This window comes from Flavobacterium sp. (assembly GCF_049590715.1).
GTDB lineage: Bacteria > Bacteroidota > Bacteroidia > Flavobacteriales > Flavobacteriaceae > Flavobacterium.
This window is the reverse complement of record NZ_JBAWDL010000158.1, coordinates 1-20,312: the sequence shown is the minus strand read 5'-3', so window position 1 is coordinate 20,312 and position 20,312 is coordinate 1. Positions and strand designations below refer to the sequence as shown.

The 20,312-nt window shown below is 30.1% G+C and carries 19 protein-coding genes; 9 read left to right on the top strand and 10 right to left on the bottom strand.

From position 1 onward, the window contains the following. Nucleotides 1-23 precede the first annotated feature (23 nt). Together pfkA and WBQ70_RS07195 are read right to left on the bottom strand one after the other, a co-directional pair. Nucleotides 24-1,010: a 6-phosphofructokinase gene (pfkA, locus tag WBQ70_RS07200; protein WP_423912279.1), complete on the bottom strand. Its 987-nt coding sequence runs from the start codon at nt 1,008-1,010 to the stop codon at nt 24-26. Between the two features lie 234 nt (nt 1,011-1,244). After that, complete coding sequence (locus WBQ70_RS07195; RefSeq protein WP_423912276.1) at nt 1,245-5,645, bottom strand: translocation/assembly module TamB domain-containing protein; 4,401 nt, start codon at nt 5,643-5,645, stop codon at nt 1,245-1,247. A 240-nt stretch (nt 5,646-5,885) separates the two neighbouring features. Here WBQ70_RS07195 and tsaD point away from each other — a divergent pair, with 240 nt between their 5' ends. The 6 genes from tsaD (at nt 5,886) to WBQ70_RS07165 (ending at nt 11,259) form a co-directional block, all read left to right on the top strand. Next, complete coding sequence (gene tsaD / locus WBQ70_RS07190; protein ID WP_423912273.1) at nt 5,886-6,908, top strand: tRNA (adenosine(37)-N6)-threonylcarbamoyltransferase complex transferase subunit TsaD; 1,023 nt, start codon at nt 5,886-5,888, stop codon at nt 6,906-6,908. Nucleotides 6,909-6,911: 3 nt separating this feature from the next. Next, complete coding sequence (locus tag WBQ70_RS07185; RefSeq protein ID WP_423912271.1) at nt 6,912-7,619, top strand: 16S rRNA (uracil(1498)-N(3))-methyltransferase; 708 nt, start codon at nt 6,912-6,914, stop codon at nt 7,617-7,619. Between the two features lie 117 nt (nt 7,620-7,736). Then, a complete protein-coding gene (locus WBQ70_RS07180) occupies nt 7,737-8,375 on the top strand; it encodes a DUF4159 domain-containing protein (protein WP_423912269.1) in 639 nt (212 codons plus the stop codon). 32 nt (nt 8,376-8,407) lie between these two features. Continuing rightward, entirely contained in the window at nt 8,408-9,499 is a 1,092-nt protein-coding gene (locus tag WBQ70_RS07175; RefSeq protein ID WP_423912266.1) for an AI-2E family transporter, read from the top strand. 2 nt (nt 9,500-9,501) lie between these two features. Then, nucleotides 9,502-10,683: a THUMP-like domain-containing protein gene (locus tag WBQ70_RS07170; RefSeq protein ID WP_423912264.1), complete on the top strand. Its 1,182-nt coding sequence runs from the start codon at nt 9,502-9,504 to the stop codon at nt 10,681-10,683. A gap of 9 nt (nt 10,684-10,692) precedes the next feature. Continuing rightward, nucleotides 10,693-11,259, top strand: a complete 567-nt coding sequence (locus tag WBQ70_RS07165; RefSeq protein WP_423912262.1) for a hypothetical protein — start codon at nt 10,693-10,695, stop codon at nt 11,257-11,259. Between the two features lie 127 nt (nt 11,260-11,386). On the opposite strand, the gene WBQ70_RS07160 is transcribed toward WBQ70_RS07165, so the two are convergent. From WBQ70_RS07160 to WBQ70_RS07140, 5 genes are all read right to left on the bottom strand, one after another. Then, nucleotides 11,387-12,052, bottom strand: coding sequence for a M15 family metallopeptidase (locus WBQ70_RS07160; RefSeq protein WP_423912259.1), 666 nt, complete (start codon nt 12,050-12,052; stop codon nt 11,387-11,389). Nucleotides 12,053-12,079: 27 nt separating this feature from the next. Further along, a complete protein-coding gene (locus WBQ70_RS07155; RefSeq protein WP_423912256.1) occupies nt 12,080-13,039 on the bottom strand; it encodes a hypothetical protein in 960 nt (319 codons plus the stop codon). A gap of 36 nt (nt 13,040-13,075) precedes the next feature. Then, on the bottom strand, nt 13,076-13,774 hold the full coding sequence (locus WBQ70_RS07150; RefSeq protein ID WP_423912253.1) for a DUF3307 domain-containing protein: 699 nt from the start codon (nt 13,772-13,774) through the stop codon (nt 13,076-13,078). Continuing rightward, nucleotides 13,768-14,373 (bottom strand): SatD family protein, encoded by a 606-nt coding sequence (locus WBQ70_RS07145; protein ID WP_423912251.1) that lies wholly within the window; start codon nt 14,371-14,373, stop codon nt 13,768-13,770. Before WBQ70_RS07145 ends, WBQ70_RS07150 begins: the two co-directional genes overlap by 7 nt. A 112-nt stretch (nt 14,374-14,485) precedes the next feature. Continuing rightward, nucleotides 14,486-15,409 carry a LysR family transcriptional regulator gene (locus tag WBQ70_RS07140; protein ID WP_423912248.1) on the bottom strand — a complete coding sequence of 308 codons (924 nt, stop codon included), beginning with the start codon at nt 15,407-15,409 and terminating at the stop codon, nt 14,486-14,488. Nucleotides 15,410-15,575: 166 nt separating this feature from the next. On the opposite strand from WBQ70_RS07140, the gene WBQ70_RS07135 reads away from it, so the two are divergent. Together WBQ70_RS07135 and WBQ70_RS07130 are read left to right on the top strand one after the other, a co-directional pair. Then, complete coding sequence (locus WBQ70_RS07135; RefSeq protein WP_423912246.1) at nt 15,576-15,848, top strand: hypothetical protein; 273 nt, start codon at nt 15,576-15,578, stop codon at nt 15,846-15,848. Between the two features lie 63 nt (nt 15,849-15,911). Continuing rightward, nucleotides 15,912-16,874 carry a sodium-dependent bicarbonate transport family permease gene (locus WBQ70_RS07130; RefSeq protein ID WP_423912243.1) on the top strand — a complete coding sequence of 321 codons (963 nt, stop codon included), beginning with the start codon at nt 15,912-15,914 and terminating at the stop codon, nt 16,872-16,874. An 89-nt stretch (nt 16,875-16,963) separates the two neighbouring features. Here the strand turns inward: WBQ70_RS07130 and WBQ70_RS07125 are convergent, their stop codons facing one another. From WBQ70_RS07125 to WBQ70_RS07115, 3 genes are all read right to left on the bottom strand, one after another. Further along, entirely contained in the window at nt 16,964-17,548 is a 585-nt protein-coding gene (locus WBQ70_RS07125) for a porin family protein (RefSeq protein WP_423912240.1), read from the bottom strand. Nucleotides 17,549-17,566: 18 nt separating this feature from the next. Beyond that, complete coding sequence (locus WBQ70_RS07120) at nt 17,567-18,334, bottom strand: membrane metalloprotease (RefSeq protein WP_423912237.1); 768 nt, start codon at nt 18,332-18,334, stop codon at nt 17,567-17,569. A 78-nt stretch (nt 18,335-18,412) separates the two neighbouring features. Beyond that, entirely contained in the window at nt 18,413-19,450 is a 1,038-nt protein-coding gene (locus WBQ70_RS07115; RefSeq protein ID WP_423912234.1) for a hypothetical protein, read from the bottom strand. A gap of 245 nt (nt 19,451-19,695) precedes the next feature. Between WBQ70_RS07115 and WBQ70_RS07110 the strand changes: the two genes are divergently transcribed. Next, the gene (locus WBQ70_RS07110; RefSeq protein WP_423912232.1) at nt 19,696-20,211 is read left to right on the top strand and encodes an RNA polymerase sigma factor; all 516 of its coding nucleotides are present in this window, start codon (nt 19,696-19,698) and stop codon (nt 20,209-20,211) included. Nucleotides 20,212-20,312 lie beyond the last annotated feature (101 nt).

Genomic DNA, 20,312 nt, shown 5'->3' with positions numbered 1-20,312 from the left:
TAATTTTTTAATTCTCTTTTTAATTATGTTGACATGATATCTGAAACTCTCAACAATTCCAAATCAATTTCAGATTTTCCTTTGATAGCTTGTTCCAAAGGAGTCAAAGCTACTTTATTATTTTGTAAACCTACCATAAAATTTGATTTACCTTCTAATATTGACTCTACTGCTTTTACACCTAACCTACTTGCTAATACTCTATCGAAGCAAGAAGGGGATCCTCCTCTTTGCATGTGTCCTAATACTGATACTCTTACATCATATTCAGGTAAATTTGCATCAACATAATCTTTTAATTCAAAAACATTTTTACCAATTTTATCTCCTTCAGCAATAACTACAATACTTGACGATTTTCCTGAAGCTTTACTTTTTTGTAATGATTCTAAAAGTCGATCTAACCCTAAGTTTTCTTCAGGAATTAAAATTTCTTCAGCTCCAGCACCAATACCTGCGTTTAATGCAATATGACCTGCATCTCTCCCCATTACTTCAACAAAGAACAAACGGTTATGAGAAATAGCTGTATCTCTAATTTTATCAATACAGTCTATAACAGTATTTAAAGCTGTATCATATCCTAAAGTATGGCTTGTACCAAAAATATCATTATCTATGGTACCTGGAATTCCTATGACTGGAAATTTGTATTCCGTATTGAATAACAATCCTCCTGTAAAAGTTCCATCTCCACCAATAACTACTAAAGCTTCAATTCCTTCTTTAAGGAGATTTTCGTGTGCTTTTTTTCTTCCTTCTGGAGTCCTAAATTCAGCTGAACGTGCTGATTTTAAAATTGTACCTCCTTTATTTATTATATTATTAACTGAACGAGGGCCCATTGGAACAAAATCTCCTTCAATCATTCCTTGATAACCTCTATAAACTCCTACGCATTCTATATTATGATAAGCACAAGTTCTAACTACAGAACGAATCGCAGCATTCATTCCTGGTGAATCTCCTCCTGATGTTAAAACACCTATTTTATTTATCTTATTTGACATTATAATTTATTTTAAATTGTAAAATTAGGAAACATATCGCACTTTTTCTCCTTTCAAAATGCTAAATTACTCAACCTCAGTAAATTCAAACGTTTTCGTTAATAAGTTTTCAAAAAAACAAAAAAAAATAGATTTAATTAACATAAAATTAAAATTATCTGTTTTTACTAACAAATCAACACTAATCTATAAAACCACGTTTTTTTTACAACTGTACCCACAATACAACCTTTTTTATTCTTCCTCTGGAACAATTCCTTCTCTATTCTGTTGTGGTATCTCTGGTTTAGGATCCGTTTCTTTAGTGAAGTTTATATATTCTGGTGCCAAATTAGAATCTTGAAATTGATCAGTATACTGAATCACAGGAGCATATATCTTATTATTAAAAATCTTATTTACCAATTCTTTAAAAGTATTAAAATCAACTTCGTAAGTCACACCAATTCCTTGCATATAACCAATTCCTTGCCCAATGTAATTAATATCGTTTTCGCGATTAAAAACTCGCAAATTTAATGTTCCATCATCATTAACTCTATATTGTACTTCAACATCTCCTATAACAGTTGATTGCGTAATTCCTCCAAAAGGCACTCCCACCTTTCCATTGATAGTAAAACGTTCATTTATTTTTGAAGATATTGTTGCTACTACTCTACCATCAGTTTCTTTTCCAATTCGTTTATCAGCAGAAACATAATTTAATCCCACTCTGATTTTGTCATTATCCGTCTTTACAATATCACCCAACAAACTCGAAGCCGTTTCAAATAAACTTCCTGAAAAATCAGACTGAGTGACCCCTTCAGTACTCAAAAAACCTCCTGATGATAATAGATATAATGCTTGGGTTTGTCTTACATCTTTATCATTTAACTTATATTGTATTTCTGATTTTAATACATTACTCACCGTTGGAAAATCAATATTAAATTCAGGTTCTGGACTTGATAAATCTCCCTTGACACCTATTACAACTTCCACAGGAACTTTTCTATTAAAGGATGAATTATCCAATAATACCGATGGATTAGCAATCGTTTTATAAACCGCTTCTAAATTTAATTGTGCCCTTTTTGGATTTCCTTCCCAAGAAATAGAACCTCCTTTTTTAACATCAAATTTCTTGTCGATAAGTCCACCATATTTAAAATTATAACTTCCTTCATAGGCTTGAAAATTCCCCCACATATTAAACTTACCTAATGTATTTATTTTAAACAACAAAGAGCCATATCCTTTACCTTTCATTCCGTGACCTGAATTTCTATCCAAAATCACCTCTACTTCTGCATCGGGAGTAATATCTAAATCAAACTCTAATTCTAATCCTTTATAATTACGATCAGATTCAACAATTCCCTTTTTGATATTACTTTTTTCTTTGGCACTAATAAAATGAATTAAACTATTCTCCCCTACACTCTCTGCTTGATTGATAGGGATTTTTAATTCAGTACCTTTTTCAGATTTAGCAACCACTTTAATAAATAAACCATTTGTAGGTCCTGAAATACTTGCGTTTCCATCTATAAATGCGTTTCCATAATAGGCCGCGTCTTCGCTGTCAGGGGTATTTAAAACCAATAATCGGTTTGTAGTAATATCAAGATTTAATTTCCAATCAAGAAATTTATTATGCTCAATACTTCCTTTCAATACTCCTTTTGTATCAAATTTTGAATCTGTGATAGTATTATTTCTAAACAAAAATTGATTGTCTAACAAATCAATAATGGATTTATCAGCAAGTTCATAATCTACATTCAAATACGGAATTGTCATCCCCGCATTATCCACAAAAAGTCTTCCACTAATTTTAGGATTATCTACTAATCCTTCAACATGGGAATTTCCCGTTACAAAACCTCTAATATTCGATAAAACCTCACCACCAAGTAAACTTAGAATACCTAAATTAAATTTATCTAATTTTAAATCTAAATCTAACAAGGCATCTTTTTCTACTATTTTAAAATTTCCTTTAGCGCTAAACGACTCGAGGTTTTCATTTTTCAAAAAAGAATCAACGGCAAAAGTTTCGAGATTTTCATCTCCTTCAATATTTAATTCAAGTATCCCTAAATCTGTTTTATTAACACTTAATTGATCAACTCTCAAGGCTGCCGTTGGTTTATAAACTTCATTATTTTGAATAAAATTCAATTCCCCATTTAAATTACCATTAAATACAAATTTATTGTCCGTTGGGGTGATTTTAAACAAATCAACATCTTTAAAACTTAATTTTAAATTCTTATTATTTTTCCCTAAAAGTTTTCCATTAAGGACAATCTCCTGATCTTCATGCGTTAAAACCATATTGTCAATGACAAAATTTTTCAATAATTTATCAAACACAATCTTATTATCTGAATTATCTTTTGCATTCAAATGCCATAAATAATCTTTAAATTTTAATTCAGATTTACTAATACCCACCACATTTTCATTATTTTTATTGATGGTATGATATAAATTCAAATTAAAATAATCTTCACCTTTTGATCCCCCTTTAAATTCAGATCTAAAAAATAAAGTATCTTTTACAGTCACATTTATCAAACTAAAATCACGAATTTTATAGTATTTAGTCTTAATGCTATCCAATTCTAAATAAGCATTGTATAATGGGTTTTTATTATCTATTGCCACTCTGATGTTGTCAAATGTATTTTCATGAGCTACAATTTTTGGAGAGTTAAAATTAAGTTTAAACTCTTTTGAATCCGACTTAATATTTCCTTTTAAAACGGTATTTGTTCCAATACCAATTTCAGGATAAAACATCTCTACTACCTTATTGTATATTGTAAAATTAAATTTTAAAAATTGTCCTTTGTTTACTGGTTCTGGTTTAAAATTGGTATACAGACTTCCAAGAGAATTTCGAACTAAAACAGGTAATTCAGCAAATCTAAATTTACCAATAATCTCCCCCTGAACAATATCAGGAGAATTTAACGTAATTGTTCTTACCCTTTCAGCATCAAAAACAGAACTAATTGTAAAGTCATCAAAAGTGTAGGTATCTTTAGCATTTTGATAGGATGTGTTTTTAATATAAATATTCCCATTTAAATTTTCTATGGTATTCCCATCCACTTGAACAACGACATCACCTTTGAAATTTGAAATAGTTTCATTTACAAAATTCAATTTATGAAAGTCAGCATTCTCCACATCAATATGAAAATCATACCTACTATCTTTTTTACTTAAATCAACTAATCCTTCAAAATTCATTTTTAAATTAGGGTCATTCACTGTTAGTTTCCCTTTATAATGAGGCAATTTGAATTTACCGTTTAAAGCTAGATTTGTATAGGTATAATTATTGTAATGTATTTTAGAAACAGAACCCTTTACACTTGTATTCAAATATTTTTCTGTAAAGCCAACACCTTCAACCTCAAGATCTGCTGTTATTTTACCTAAATCCTTCTGAGCTAATAAAACACCTATATTAAGATCGTCTGCTTTTATTTTTCCCACATATGAGGCTTTGTCAATAAAATCAATAGTATTCATACTTAATACTGATTTTAGTTTTCCAATATCTGAAGTTAAGCCAAAATCAGCATCTAATTTTTTAGCTGTCAATTGAACGGTTCCAACAATATTAAATTTCCCTATTCTTTTTAATTCAATTGGCAATTTCTTACCTAAAACATTAGGCAGTACAGTAACTAAATTAGCATATGAAGAGGATGCTTTACTAAAATTAGCATCCATATAAAAATACTCATTCTCATCACCAAAAATATTTTTAAACTTTATTGCTCCAAAAATTCGAGTGTTACTAGTGTCAAATAATTTTAAATTATTTAAAGACAAATTATTCAATGTACCCTCAACCTTTGTCCCTAAATTAAAAAACAAATCTTTTCCTAATTCATCATAAAAATAACGAATATCATTTGACGCTATTAATGAGGAATAAATTATCCCCTTAAATTTAACTTTGTTATTAAAATCTGAAAAATCGGATAGGTTGTAATTCATATACAAATCAGCTTTGATCTTCGATTCCTTAGTTGTTAAATCCAAATTTTCAATTTTCATTTGCTCCTTAGTATAGCTAAAATTCGTACTCAAATTAGCTACATACAACCCGCGATGATCTAAAAAAGACAATTGTTTAATAATCATTTTTAAATTAGGTCCGTATAAATCAAATTTTTCTAAAGAAGCGTTTAATTTTGACAAATCAAGATCCTTTGGAACAACTCTATTTTCATCAGTCAAAATAAAATGTCCATTAGCTATCGAAGCTTTGTCTGCAATAAAAGTAGTATGCTTGCCTGATGACGGTTTACCGTCGTCAAAGGATTTTATAAAAACATCCAGATTAGTATCATTTTCTCCTTTGTAAGTCGTCAAATTAAATAAAACACCATCTAATTTAATATCGCTAAACAATAAATCGCCTTCGGTTAATTTTTTTACATCTAAAATATTTGTATTCACAATTCTAGAATAAATCATGGTCTTTTTGTGGTGATCTCGAATTAAAACTTCCCCTAATTTCACCCCACCAAAAACATTTATTTTAGCTTTACTAATGGTAATATCTACGCCAAAATCTTTATTCAACGTTTGGGTTACATATTGCGCAATTTTAGTTTGCACAAAAGATGTAGAAAGTGCAATTGCGAGCACTAACAGTAGAAGAATGACCCCAATTATAAAACGTAAAATTATTTTTAAAAACTTTTTGATCTTCTTGTAATTTAATATTTTATAAAAACTTGGATATTGCCCAAAGAAACAACCATTCCTTTCACAAAAATTCTTTAATTTTGGCTGCGCCGTAAAAGTAAAAAATTTAAAATCGGTTTTTCAAATATAATTCAAAATTCGTGCCTTTTTATGCAAAATTCCGAGGTTTTTATTCTTGCTATTGAAAGTTCATGTGATGATACCGCAGCTGCAGTTTTAATAAACGATAAAGTTATTTCAAATGTTGTTGCAAATCAGAGTATTCACACACAATATGGAGGGGTGGTTCCTGAGTTAGCTTCGAGAGCGCACCAACAAAATATTGTACCTGTGATCGATGCTGCTTTGAAAAAAGCAAATATTACAAAAGAACAGCTTAGTGCTATTGCCTTTACTCAAGGTCCCGGTCTTATGGGGTCCCTTTTAGTAGGAAGTTCGTTTGCAAAATCTATGGCAATTGCCTTAAATATTCCCTTACTATCAGTCAATCATATGCATGCTCATATTTTGGCTCATTTTATTGATGAAGAAGGATTTGAAAAACCCCAATTTCCGTTTTTAGCATTAACCATTAGTGGAGGTCATACTCAAATTGTGAGAGTAGATGGTTTTTTTGAAATGACTATTATTGGAGAAACCACTGATGATGCTGTAGGAGAAGCATTTGATAAATCAGCTAAGATACTAGGACTTCCCTACCCTGGTGGACCATTAGTAGACAAATATGCACAATTAGGAAATCCTAAAGCCTTTCCTTTTACTAAACCTAAAGTTCCGGGTCTAAATTTTAGTTTTTCAGGTCTTAAGACAGCTATTTTATATTTCATACAAAAGAAAAAAATTGAAAACCCAGATTTTATTGAGGAAAACATCAATGATATTTGCGCTTCAATCCAATATACAATTATTCAAATTTTGATGGACAAATTAAAATTAGCCGTCAAAGAAACAGGAATCAATCAAATTGCTATTGGTGGAGGTGTTTCTGCTAATTCAGGTATTCGAAAAACACTAAAGGAAGCGGAACAAAAATACGGTTGGAAAACTTTTGTTCCAAAATTTGAATATACAACAGATAATGCTGCAATGATTGGAATTGTAGGTTATCAAAAGTTTTTATCCCAAAAATTTGAAACTGCAGCAGTCGTTTCAAAAGCACGAATACAATTTTAATATATGCAATTATTTTACAATACTAGCCTAAACGAATCTACAGAAAGCTTCTCTTTTGACAAAGAAGAAAGCAAACACATTATTAAAGTTTTACGCAAACAAGATGGTGACATTTTATATGTAACCAATGGATTAGGATTTTTATTTGAAACTAAAATCACTTTAGCTTCAGACAATAAATGTACCGTTGAAATTTTATCTTTTACTAAAAAAGAACCTTCTAAATTTCATTTGCATTTAGCCGTTGCACCTACTAAAATGAATGATCGCTACGAGTGGTTTTTAGAAAAAGCAACTGAAATTGGTATCCAAGAAATTACACCAATTATTTGTGACCGTTCCGAAAGAAAAGTGGTCAATATGGATCGATTTGAGAAAATTATTTTATCAGCAATGAAGCAATCAAACGAATTGTATTTACCTAAATTAAATCCGGCGATTTCCTTTAAAGAATTTGTAGCTCAAGAAAATAAAGGTCTTACATTGATTGCGCATTGCGAAGAAACAGATAAAAAAACACTAAAATCAGTTTTAGACCCCAGTCAAGACATTACTATGTTAATAGGTCCTGAAGGTGATTTTTCTGAAAAAGAAATCAATTTGGCCTTAGAAAATAAATTCCAACCTGTATCACTTGGAAACACAAGATTAAGAACAGAAACAGCAGCCATTGTGGCATGTCATAGTATTGTGTTTTTTAATGAATTGTAATCAAGTAGTGCTTAGTAGCTAGTCCTTAGCAATCAAACATAGTCAACTATAGGCAAATAACTAAGAACTAGGTACTAAGTACTAAAAACTATGGACTAAAACTTAAGAACTAAAAAAATGAAAAGATTCTATCTTGTTTTGCTGTTAATTTCTTTTACTTCTTTTTCTCAAGAATTAGCTTTGTTAAAATACAATGGCGGAGGTGATTGGTATGCAAATCCTACTTCATTACCTAATTTGATTCGGTTTTGCAATGCGAATATTAAGACTACTTTAAAAACGAAACCTGTTACAGTTGAACCCGGAAGTCCTAATCTTTTTGGGTATCCTTTTGTACATATGACAGGACATGGAAATGTAGTTTTCAGTAGTTCTGAAGTAAAAAATCTTCAGAATTATCTTAATTCTGGTGGATTTTTACATATTGATGACAATTATGGTTTGGATCAATACATCCGAAAAGAGATTAAAAAATTATTTCCCAATACTAATTTAGTCGAAATACCTGTTACTCATCCTATTTTTCAAAAGCCTTTTTCTTTTCCTAACGGATTACCAAAAATCCATGAACACGATGGAAAACGCCCACAAGCTTTTGGGATTTTTGTAAAAAACAGATTAGTATTACTTTATACATACGAATGCGACTTAGGTGATGGATGGGAAGATGCGGAAGTAAATAATGATCCATTAGCAATCAGAGAAAAAGCCTTAAAAATGGGGGCTAATATCATTTCCTATATTTTCAATAATTAATTTATCTAAAATATTAAAAAAAACACAGTGATATGATAACTTCTAAAATAATTGCTAACGGAATTCTTAAGGCTGTTGGTTTTTTAATTCTATCATCTCTTTTATTATACTTTTTATACCAAATTCAAACCGTTATATTGTATTTAGTCATTTCGTTAATTCTTTGTTTAATCGCAAATCCTTTTATTCGATTTATGACGGAAAAACTTAAAATTAGAAATACATTAGCAACCATTATAACATTATTACTTTTCATAGGAATGCTTGTGGGTTTTATTTTGCTTTTTGTTCCATTAATTATAGCTCAAGCTCAAAACTTATCTTTATTAGATACTAATTTACTTCACAATCAATTCGATATTCTAGAATATAAAATTGAAACCTATTTTAATATTAACATTATTGATCTTGAAGAAATACTAAAACAAACTAATTTATCATCCAATATCAATTATACTTTTTTTACAGATTTCATCAATTCTATTTTAAATATTATTGCTGGATTTGGAATGGGAATTGCTTCGGTATTTTTTATTACTTTTTTCTTTTTAAAAGATCAGTTAGCTTTCAAAGAAAAAGCTAAAATGATACTTCCAGATGAAAATGAGGACAAAATATTAAACTCAATTGAAAAAATAAATCAATTGTTAACTCGCTATTTTATAGGTTTAATGATTCAGCTCACCGTTGTGTTTATACTCTATTTTACAGTTTTACTTATTTTTAATTCAAAAAATGCTTTTGTAATTGCTTTTTTGTGTGCTTTATTAAATATCATCCCATATATTGGTCCAATAATAGGTACTGTTTTGGCTGCATTATTAACATTGATTGGTGGTATTGGCACTGATTTTAAAACAGAAATGCTTCCTACAACCATCTATGTTATTATTGGTTTTTTATTAGTACAAGTTATCGATAACAACATCAATCAGCCTATTATTTTTTCGAAAAGTGTTAATTCACATCCACTGGAAATCTTCTTAGTTATACTTATAAGCGGAATAACGTTTGGTGTATTTGGAATGGTTATAGCTATCCCTATTTACACGATTTTGAAAGTGATTGCGAAAGAGTTTTTTCCAAAAAATAAAATTGTTGCTGTTTTAACCGAAAATATTTAGAATTGAAAAATCCTATTTTAAAACCTAAAATTCAAGATTTTATTAACCAAAACATTGGTGTTTCGCTTTCGCAATTGGCATTTCAAAAAAATCCATTTGTAGAAGTAGAATGGATGGAAGTATTGAAACAAATCGAAGCTAAAACCAAAGCTAAAGATAAATTACCGCATTGGTTTCAAACCAATAACATCATTTATCCTACTAAGATTTCTATCGAACAAACTTCATCTGAAAAAACGGCTGAATACAAATCTAGTCTTATTTCTGGCGAAACTCTAATTGACCTAACTGGAGGTTTTGGAATTGATGATTATTATTTTGCTAAAAAAATAAAAAAAGTTGTCCATTGCGAAATCAATTCCGAACTTTCGTCGATTGTAAAACATAATTTAAGCCAATTAAAAGCATCAAATATTCATTGTTATGAAGGTGACAGTGTCCAAACCCTACAACAACTGAATCAAAAATGGGATTGGATATACATTGACCCTTCCCGAAGAAATGATGCCAAAGGAAAAGTATTTATGCTTCAGGATTGTTTGCCTAATGTTCCAGAAAATCTCCCTTTTTATTTCAATTATTCCGATAAAATATTGATTAAAACGGCGCCTTTATTAGACCTTAGTTCTGGTTTATCTGAATTAAATAATGTAAAAATCATTCACATTATTGCACTCGAAAACGATGTCAAAGAATTATTATGGGAAATACATAAAGGTTATCAAGGAGATGTTACGATTAAAACCGTTAATATTACCAAAGATAAGATTGAAAAATTTGATTTTATTTTAGGAGAAAGTCAAGAATTGGCTCCTTTTGGAATACCAAAAAAGTATTTGTACGAGCCTAATAGTGCCATTATGAAATCAGGTGGTTTTGAAGAAGTTGGAATTCAATTTAATTTAGACAAATTCCATAAACACTCCCATCTTTATACTTCTGATGTATTAATTGATTTCCCTGGACGCATTTTTGAAATTGAAAAAGTAATTCCATACCATAAAACCGAGATGAAAGCTTTGTTAGAAAAACAAAAAGCAAATATTACCACTCGTAATTTTCCTGAAACTGTCGAAAATATTCGTAAAAAATGGAAAATAAAGGATGGCGGAAATACTTATTGTTTTTTCACAACTCTTGAAAAAAATGATAAAATAGTTTTAATTTGCAACAAAATACAATAAACCAAAACCATGAAATACATCATTACCGCACTTTTTTTCTTCTGTACATTGTCAGCTTTTGCACAAAAAGACTGCGAATACAGTACTAATATTAAAGACTCTATTGGAACTTATAAATTAACCAATGAGTATTTAATGTCCGAGAAAAATTTTGCTGGAAAATCCAGTTATATCTTTTACGCTTTAAGTTTATACAACGGATTCCCTACTTTAAATGTACAGTTAATCCAAAAAAGTAATGGTTTTTTACCAGCCAATTGTTTTGACAAAAACTCCAAACTATTTTTACAATTGCAAAACGGAAAAATAGTTACACTTATCCATACTAACAAAGAAAGCTGTGGTAGCTTAATACGCAACAACGAGGGTTTTAATAACAGACTAACTGTGGGTAACTTCATGTTTATTCAAGGAAGTATGGAAGATTTAAAAAGTTCCCCTGTTAATTTAATGCGAATCAAATACCTAACGGGTACCGATGATTATATCGTGAAAAAAGAAATCACTTCGGAGATGAATGGAAAGGTCTATTTCCCTGAAACGTATTTCATGAATTATTTAAAATGTATTGAATAACAAGTAAGTCGAAAGTGTAAAAATCGTAATGTCCAAAGTATAAAAATTGATGAACTCTATTGAAATTCATTAAATTAAACTATTTATAAACAACTAAATACGACAACATACAATGCTCGGCACTTCATTATTTAGTTTCACAATTCCATTTAACGTTAGACAATTTATCATTTAGCGCTGCTTTTAAATTGTAATGCCACCATTCTGAATCAAAGGAATTGAAATAACGTTTGGTCATTATGCTTTTAAGTAAATTTCTATTTTTTTTGACTTTATCCGAAACTTTTTCATAATGATGACTGGCTTCAATGCCAAAATGATCAAAAGACGTTCCCATATCCAATTCATTTCCATTTTTATCAACTAAAGTAATATCAACTGCTCCTCCTCTATTGTGAATCGAACCTTTAGTAGGATCAGCCACATATTTAGGATTTGGCACGATGGTCCACATTTGTTTTTGAATATCCAAAGGTCGGTAACAATCAAAAAGCTTAATACGATAGCCTTTCTTCAAAAACTCTTTATTTGCCAATATTAATGCTTTGACTGTTTTTAGCCTCAAAAAACATTCGGCGCAATCATATACTTTCGCTTTCAAGAAATTATCAGTAGTTGCATATTTCATGTCATACACAAAATCTGAACTGTAGTCTTTCAGTTTTACAAAAGTAGTATCGTTCTCTTGTGGTAATGGATTTTTGCTATTTACTCCAACAGCCCTAGTCGAATTGCAAGAAATCATAAAAACTAAAAAAACGATAACCAAGCTATATTTTAAAAAGAATCGCATATTGTATTTGTATTTTGTTAATTAATTTTATTTAGTCAAGTTATTTTTTTTCATTCTTTGTTTCACTTCTTTCTTAGTCATCTCTTTATTCAAAACTACCTCTGTATAGTCTGGAGTAAAACTATTTTTAGCTGTTATTTTCGTGAGACCTTCTGTAGTATAGAAATACGGTGTCAAATAAGCATAAGGTGTTTTTGCGGTTTTTATAGTTGCATCTGGATTATGAACATAATTTTTATTGCCGATATAATAAATGTTAAAATGCAAATTATATGTTTTATTATTAAAAATATCCAGTACTCCTAAAGGTGTCGTTGGAAAAACGGTTTCACCTAATTGCACTAAAATTGAATTTTGTTTTAAACCTGTATAAGACGAATAAGTTCCATCAGAATGTTCAATTGTAATTCCATTTCGTTTACTTGAATAAATATATCCTGTTACCAGCGTATCTGTTTTATATTCATTTTTAATATTAACAACAATCCCTTTTCGCATGGCATAAACAGTGTCTGGTGTTTTACTGGTTACATAATAGGACTTCCATGATTTTGATTTTTCAGCACCAAAATATTTTTCATTCAAATTACTACTTTCATATATTTTAATACTCTTCCCTTTTTTGAACGGAAGAACATATTGAAACAAACTATCTACTTTTGGTTCAAAATTCCCAAACATATAGGAAGTCGAATATCCAAAATTGATATAACTATCGCTTTTGTCGGGTTTAAGAGTCAATAATTGTCCAGAATCATACTTTACTAATTCTTCGTAATCATTAGCATAAGTATTTGATAAATTATTAAACTTTATATTAAGTCTATAAGTACCTGGTGCATTTTTAATATATGAGAAAGTAACTGAATTATCATTATTTCTAACATATTTCACCTCAATAATTGATTCTTTACCTTGCGCATTTACAGTATAACTGATTATAAGTAAAAAGAGCGTCATTAAAACAGAAAAGTAGTTTTTTGTCATTTTCAGTAGTAAATAAAAGTTGCTTTAATTTTATAATTATAGATTAAGGTATTGATATGCCTTTGCTATTAGCATTGCCAAGCCAAAACTCAATAAAGTCCCTATCAATACATATTCGGTTAAACTTCTGTCTTTCGCATTATTCAAATCTCCAAAACGGAAAATCGATTTGGCAGCCAATAAAAAACCTACTCCTTCCCAATAATTCATTATCACGAAGAAAAAGATAAAAAGACGTTCTAACATCCCAATATATTTCCCCGCTTGATTGGGATTTTCATCGTCCATTTTCCAACGAGATAAAAGCACTTTGATAACAATAGCTGATACTTGAGTCACCATCGTTAAAGCTATTACTATCAATAAAACTTGGGGAGAAAAACTGTTCTTAATATTAATTACAAAAGGCTCATAACAAAATACGACTATGGCAATCACTACCAAATGTGCTATTTGATCACCAAAAAATAATAGGATTTCATTTTTCTTATTTTGAAATCTGATTTTAGCCCAATCAAAAATAAAATGTGTAACTATAATACAAAGTATCCCTAACCAATATTTAAGTTGAAATTGCAAACAAAATAGTAATGCTAACGTATGAACACCAATGTGGTAATACAAATACTTCGATTGGTGGTTTGCTACTGATTTACCTTTAACCCATCTGTCTGGTTGTAATAAAAAATCACCTATAAGATGGGCTAATATTAATGGAATACTAAGTGCTAACATAATTTTTTAATTGTTTCTTGATAATAGTTCAACAATTGATTCAATTCATCATACCCACCTCTTTTCAAAGATTCACTAATATTCCCTTGTCCTTTTTTATTCAGTACTTCAGCAATTTCTTTTTGACTCATCGATGGATTTTTAAGTTTTACAGCCATCACTTCAGCTGTTTTTTCTGACCATTTTTCTATTATTACAATAGCTAAATCAATCATAACAAGAAATGTTTTATTCCACTCTTTCCAAGGAGTTTGAATGGCTAGTGTTTGTTTTTTTAATCCATCAAAACTACTCCCTGAATGTACAAAAGCACTTCCATTAGACTCAGTTACTTTGTTTGTTCTAAAATTAATTTCACCTATACCTATTCCTACTCTAACATCAATATTGTCATTTTTTTTCAATTCAGCCTTGATAATCATACTCACATACAGTGCTTGCTCTGGTGTAGTAATCATTTGAAAACTATCACCTCTAAAAATCTCCCAATCCTTTGGAGAGTTACCATATTCACTTAAAATCGCTTTCAATTTAGGCATCCAAATTTCTATTGATGATTTACGAGATTGAATAATATCTCCTGTGATAACTGCCACCATAATTTTATCTTTAAAATGTAAATATATCTGTTTTAGAGCAGATAATCAAATATATCTGCTCTAAAACAGATAATAACAAATATCTGCTTTCAAACAGATAAATTCAAAATGATTAATATTGCTCATACCAACTAAATTTATCTTGAACAATTTTCCCTTTTTCCGTTTTGATATGCTCTAAAATAGCCTTAGAAATAGGAGAATGTTTTTTGTTTTTAAGCCAAATCAAACTCCAATTGGTTTTAATAGGCAATCCTTTTACGGGAATGATTTGTAACTCATTCGTATGAAGTTCGCTTTTAATTCCAATTAAAGGCATAATAGAATAGCCTAAACCAGCCAAAAGTGCTTGTTTTACAGCTTCATTTGAGGTAAGTTCCATTTTCTTAAAAATCGAAATATTATTTTTTTCTATATAACGCTCCATTGTTTGCCTTGTCCCAGAACCATTTTCTCTAAAAATAAGTGGTAAGTTTTCGAATATCCGTTTAGGAGCTTTTTCTTCTTTGAATTTTGTTTCGGTATTCCCTACCAAATAAAGTTTATTTTGTAGCAAATCTAATTTCTCAATAGCAAGAGTTGTGGGAACAATCGAAACGAGTGCAAAATCAACTTCGTTATTCTTTAAACTATCCAATACTTTGGATTTATTGGTTACATCCATTAATAATTCGATTCCAGAATGTTCTTTCATGAAGTCAGACAGAAAAAAAGGCATGACATACTTCCCTGTTGACACGATCGATATTCTCAATTTTCCCGATAATTGTCCTTTGTAAGCCATTGTTTTATAGTTAATGGCTTGCACTTGGTTGATAATATTTTCTGCAGCTTCAGCTATTTCATGGCCAAAATCAGTGATGTATAATTTTCGTCCAATAACTTCTGTCAAAGGAATATCAAACTGATCTTGAAAATTTTTGAGTTGGATAGAAACCGCTGGCTGGGTCAAATGCAGTTCTTCAGAGGCTTTAGTAACGCTTTGTGTTTTTACAACTTGTAAAAAAATCTGAAGTTGATTTAGAGTATAGTTCATAAAATTATTTTATGTATTTCATCACAAATATAAATAAAAATTTATGAATAAGTATTTCAACCTTTGCAACCAGAAAAGGAATAATCCTGTACAACTGAAAAAGGCATACTTAACATTCAACTTAATTTCAAAAAGCAAATTTCAAATCATTTCAAAAAAAGCAACTATGACAAAGCAAGATTTAAAACTAATTGATGGTGTTTACTCTCCAACCGAGGCAATCGAAATTTTAATGAATGTATACAATCGAAAAATAGAATTTCATGAACTAAAAAACTTCAGTTCTGAAGTATGTACTGGAATATCAAATTCAGCAGCAGGAACAAGAATAACAGAACTTAAGGAGGATATTGAAATTATAAAAAGTAAAATCAAAGAAGCGCAAGAACTGAACAAAAAGTTAATTATAAAATCAATTGTCGACATACAACTTTACTAAAACAGTTGTAATCAATTTACTAAAAAAAACATTCTAATTAACATCTAAACAATAGAAAACAAAATGAATTTTAATTTACTGACAGAAAATTTAACGAACCCCGCTTTACTTTTTTTTGTACTTGGAATAATAGCTGCTTATCTAAAAAGTGATCTAGAAATACCACAAAATTCCTCAAAATTCATTTCGTTATACCTTCTATTTGCCATTGGTTTCAAGGGAGGACAAGAACTATCACACGAAACATTCTCTGCCGAAATTGCTTGGTCCATCTTATTTGGTATTGCAATTTCAACACTTATCCCACTCTACACTTACTTTATTTTACGAAAAAAATTAAATGTATTTGACTCTGGCGCTATTGCAGCTGCCTACGGTTCTGTTAGTGCTGTGACATTTGTAACCGCAGTTTCCTATCTTGAAGCACAAAATTTGAATTTACACGGTCATATGGTTGCGATTATGGCCTTGATGGAATCACCTGCCATAATTATCGGTTTAGTACTTATAACGGTTTTTAATAAAAAAGAAACAAATGAAGTAAAAAAACGCACTGTTATCAAACACTCTTTGACTAATGGAAGTGTGCTACTTATCCTTGGAAGCTTAGTAATTGGATTTTTAGCGAATGCCCAACAAGCTGAAGGAATCAAACCTTTTACCAATGATCTTTTTAAAGGTTTCCTTGCGATCTTCTTACTAGATATGGGGATTACTAGCGGGAAAAAATTAAAATCGTTCTTCTCTTTTGGTTGGTTTCCGTTCTTATTCGCCATCATCATTCCTTTAGTAAACGGCTGTGTGTTTGCGATACTAAGTTCGATGGTGACAGCTGATATTGCCAATCGCTTTATCTTTGCCATCTTAGCTGCTAGTGCATCTTATATTGCAGTTCCTGCCGCAATGAAAATCACAGTTCCAAAAGCTAATCCAGGGCTATTCTTGCCGATGGCACTTGCGGTAACATTCCCCATAAATATAACCATCGGAATGCCTATTTACTTCTTAATCATTCAAAACTTCTAAAAGGAATTCAAGTAATAAATACAGTAAAGGGTTTGACTTTTAAATAAGTCAAACCCTTTACTAATTATATGCAATAGATCACAAATCTCTTAAAAATCAATTCCTAGAGAAAATTGTAAGACCCTATTATAGGCTTTACTGTCTTCGTACAAATCTCCTAATCCTAAGTGATAACGAACACCAATACTCAATCCAGAAGCTGATTTTATACCTGTTCCAAAATTCATTCCCCAATCAAACTTTTGTGGGTCATATTCATTGTTGTTGCGCAAAAGTCCATTACTATATTCTTCTTTATGAGTTACTGCTAATCCAATTTGAGGTCCAACTTCTAAGAAGAAATTATTTGTAGGATAGGCTTTAAACATCAAAGGAATATTGATATAATTTAATTTTTGAGTAAATTTCCCATTCCCATTGGCAATAACATAACCTTGTTGCGAAAACATAACCTCTGGTTGTATAGCAAAATTATCATTTATAAAAGATTCTCCATATAAACCAATATGAAATCCATGTCGTTGCTCAGTTTCTCCATCGCCATCAAAATTAACTGAGGCCATATTGTATCCGCCCTTGATACCTATATTTGATTTACTACTAGAATCCTCTTGGGCAAAAAGGGCTATAAAATTTGCGAAGCATAAAGCTAACACTATATATGTCGTTTTCATCTTTACTATATTTTAAAATTATTTCCCACCATTGGCTTTTAAATCCGCTAAACATTGAGGATCTAACTTTGGAACCGTTCCTCCAGAAAAAAGAGTAGCACCAGACTCAGCTTCCCAATACATCAAACAACTTTTCACATTACAATGCTTTGAATGTTCTATATCTTCATGGTTGCTTTGTAAAGTAGTACCTAAATTAGTTAATCCTAAAATATGACCAAATTCATGTTCAACAACAGTAGTTTCTAACAAGGTGCGACTGGGTTGTGAAAATCTTCCCGAAAGTCTTTGAATGGTTTTTTCATAAATTACAAAAGAAGTATTACGATAAGCTGTTCCTAAAATAACCGAAGTATCCGTATTTTTATCAGACTCACTATCTACAAAAAATGCCCAAACAGTAATTTCATTAGCTGAATTGTACAACGTTCTATTTTTATCTTCAATATCAATAATTTGTTGATTTGTTATAGTTGCCTTTCCAGATGAAGGAATTGCTCTTTTTACAACCCGGATACCATTAGGTTTATATATTCTTTCATTCAAAAAAGCAACAAAATCAGTAATTGTAGTTGTAGAAGGCTCATATCCTTCAATATAAACCAATTCAATAACCATACTTTTAAATTGATTATCAGATAATAAATCGTATGCAGAACGTCCAGTAGATTTTTGATTATTACTTACTAGGTTTCCTCCCACCAACTTTTCATTTGATGCGTCATCTTTAGAACAAGATAGAAACAAAGTAAAAGCCATTATCAGTAGTACAACTATTTTTTTCATATGAATTTATTCTAAATAATTTAAAAAGAACAACTCCTTGCATACTTAAGAAGCTCTTCTTTTTAAATTATTATATTATTAAATTTGTTTCAAAACCAAGCTAATAGCAGCATTGGCAGAACTTTGTAACGTAATGGTTGAGCTCGTAAAACTAGTTACTTTCCAATTATTATTTAATAAATTAAAGTTGGCGTTCCCTGTAAAATTCAGTTGCAAAAAAACATCCGTTTCTGAACTTAAAGCATAAGTACCATTTACAGTTGTAAGAACAACATTAGTTGCTTTAATTTTAAAATCATTAGTAAAATCAATAGTGTAATCTTTATAATCAGTAGTCGTATCAACTCCTAATTTTATAAAAGATTGCACTTTAAATGCTCCATCCACCATTATTTTTTCTATTTTTTCAGCATTTTCTTTTGCAAGATCTTCTGCGTCATCTTTAGCAGTGCATTCGTTAATACTCGATTGTAACTCTCCATTACTGGAAATAGTTGTAGTTGTATTATCACTGTATTTAATTGTAATTGGATATTTTACAGCAAATAGTTCATTGCTATTAGCATTATACATATACGTATACAATTCTTGTTTGGATTGAATTACAATACTTCCTGTTTGTTCAAAAGTCAAATTATATGTCAAAAGAGTTATAGGAAAATTTATACTTACACAAGAAATAGCCGCTTCACTAGCACTTTCAGCCGAAGTACAAGCATTTATAATAGCATCATATTCTGATTGATTGTTAACAGTAACTTCACTATAATTACTCATTTTTACTTTCAATGGAAAATTAAAAATGATAGTATCTTGATCGTCATTATATGTTCCTAAAATCGAAATCACTTGTTGATAATCTAACTGACTTAACAATGTAACATTAGTCCCATTGATTTTAGCAGTAACTGGTAACACAATTGATGAACACGAAGCGCCATCTAAAAAATCATCAAACGAACCATCATACATAGAAACTCGTTTAATATTTGTTCCAGTGGTTGAATTGACTGAGTTTGGATTTTCTCCTTGTACTTCATCTACTTCGCTTTGACATGATGTAAAACCTAATACAGCTAACAAAGCCATTCCTGTAATAATTCTTAACTTTTTCATAATTTTCAAATTTAATGTTTTTTATATTTACTAGTGGTATTTTAAACCCTTTCTGTTAGTAAGACAATCCATATTTCTTTTACCCTACCCATTTTTATAAAAAAAAACACAAATAATCATAACGTTTTCATTTTAAATCAATTAACATGCATATTTGTTTTTCATAAAAGGAAAAAAATAATTTAAAAGACCAGCTATCTAAAAAATAATTTACTTTTACCTTTACAAAAAACAAATAAACCCTAATGATCGAAGAAAAACCACGTCTTTGTGAAGAGCAGTATTTTAATGATTTTTATATCAAGAATGTACAATCAGCAACTAACTTCGCCTATTATAAATGTGGTGATAGTGATGCAGCATTAGATTTGGTACAAGACGCCTTTACTAAAATCTGGGAAAATTGTGCTCAAATTGATTTTAATAAAGTCAAGACCTACTTATTAACGACCATCAATAATTTATTCTTGAATACCATCAAACATAAAAAGGTGGTTTTCCAATATGAAAAAGAAGTTCCTAATCTTGATATTACAAATCAAAATCCAGAATACTTATTGGAAGAAGAGGAATTCAAATTAAAACTTCAAAATGCTATTGCTTCCTTAAGTGAATCACAACGCGAAGTTTTCTTGATGAATCGAATAGAAGGAAAAAAATACCGTGAAATAGCAGAACTACTCGATATTTCGCAAAAAGCAGTCGAAAAAAGAATGTCGGCAGCACTGAAAATCCTAAAATCACAAATAGAGAACATCTAATTATTAAAATTCAAAAGTAGGGTAATTCTAATTTGAGTTGTCTTATCAGTATAGCATTTCAATTATGGAAAATGACAAAAAAATACTAAAATGGCTTAATG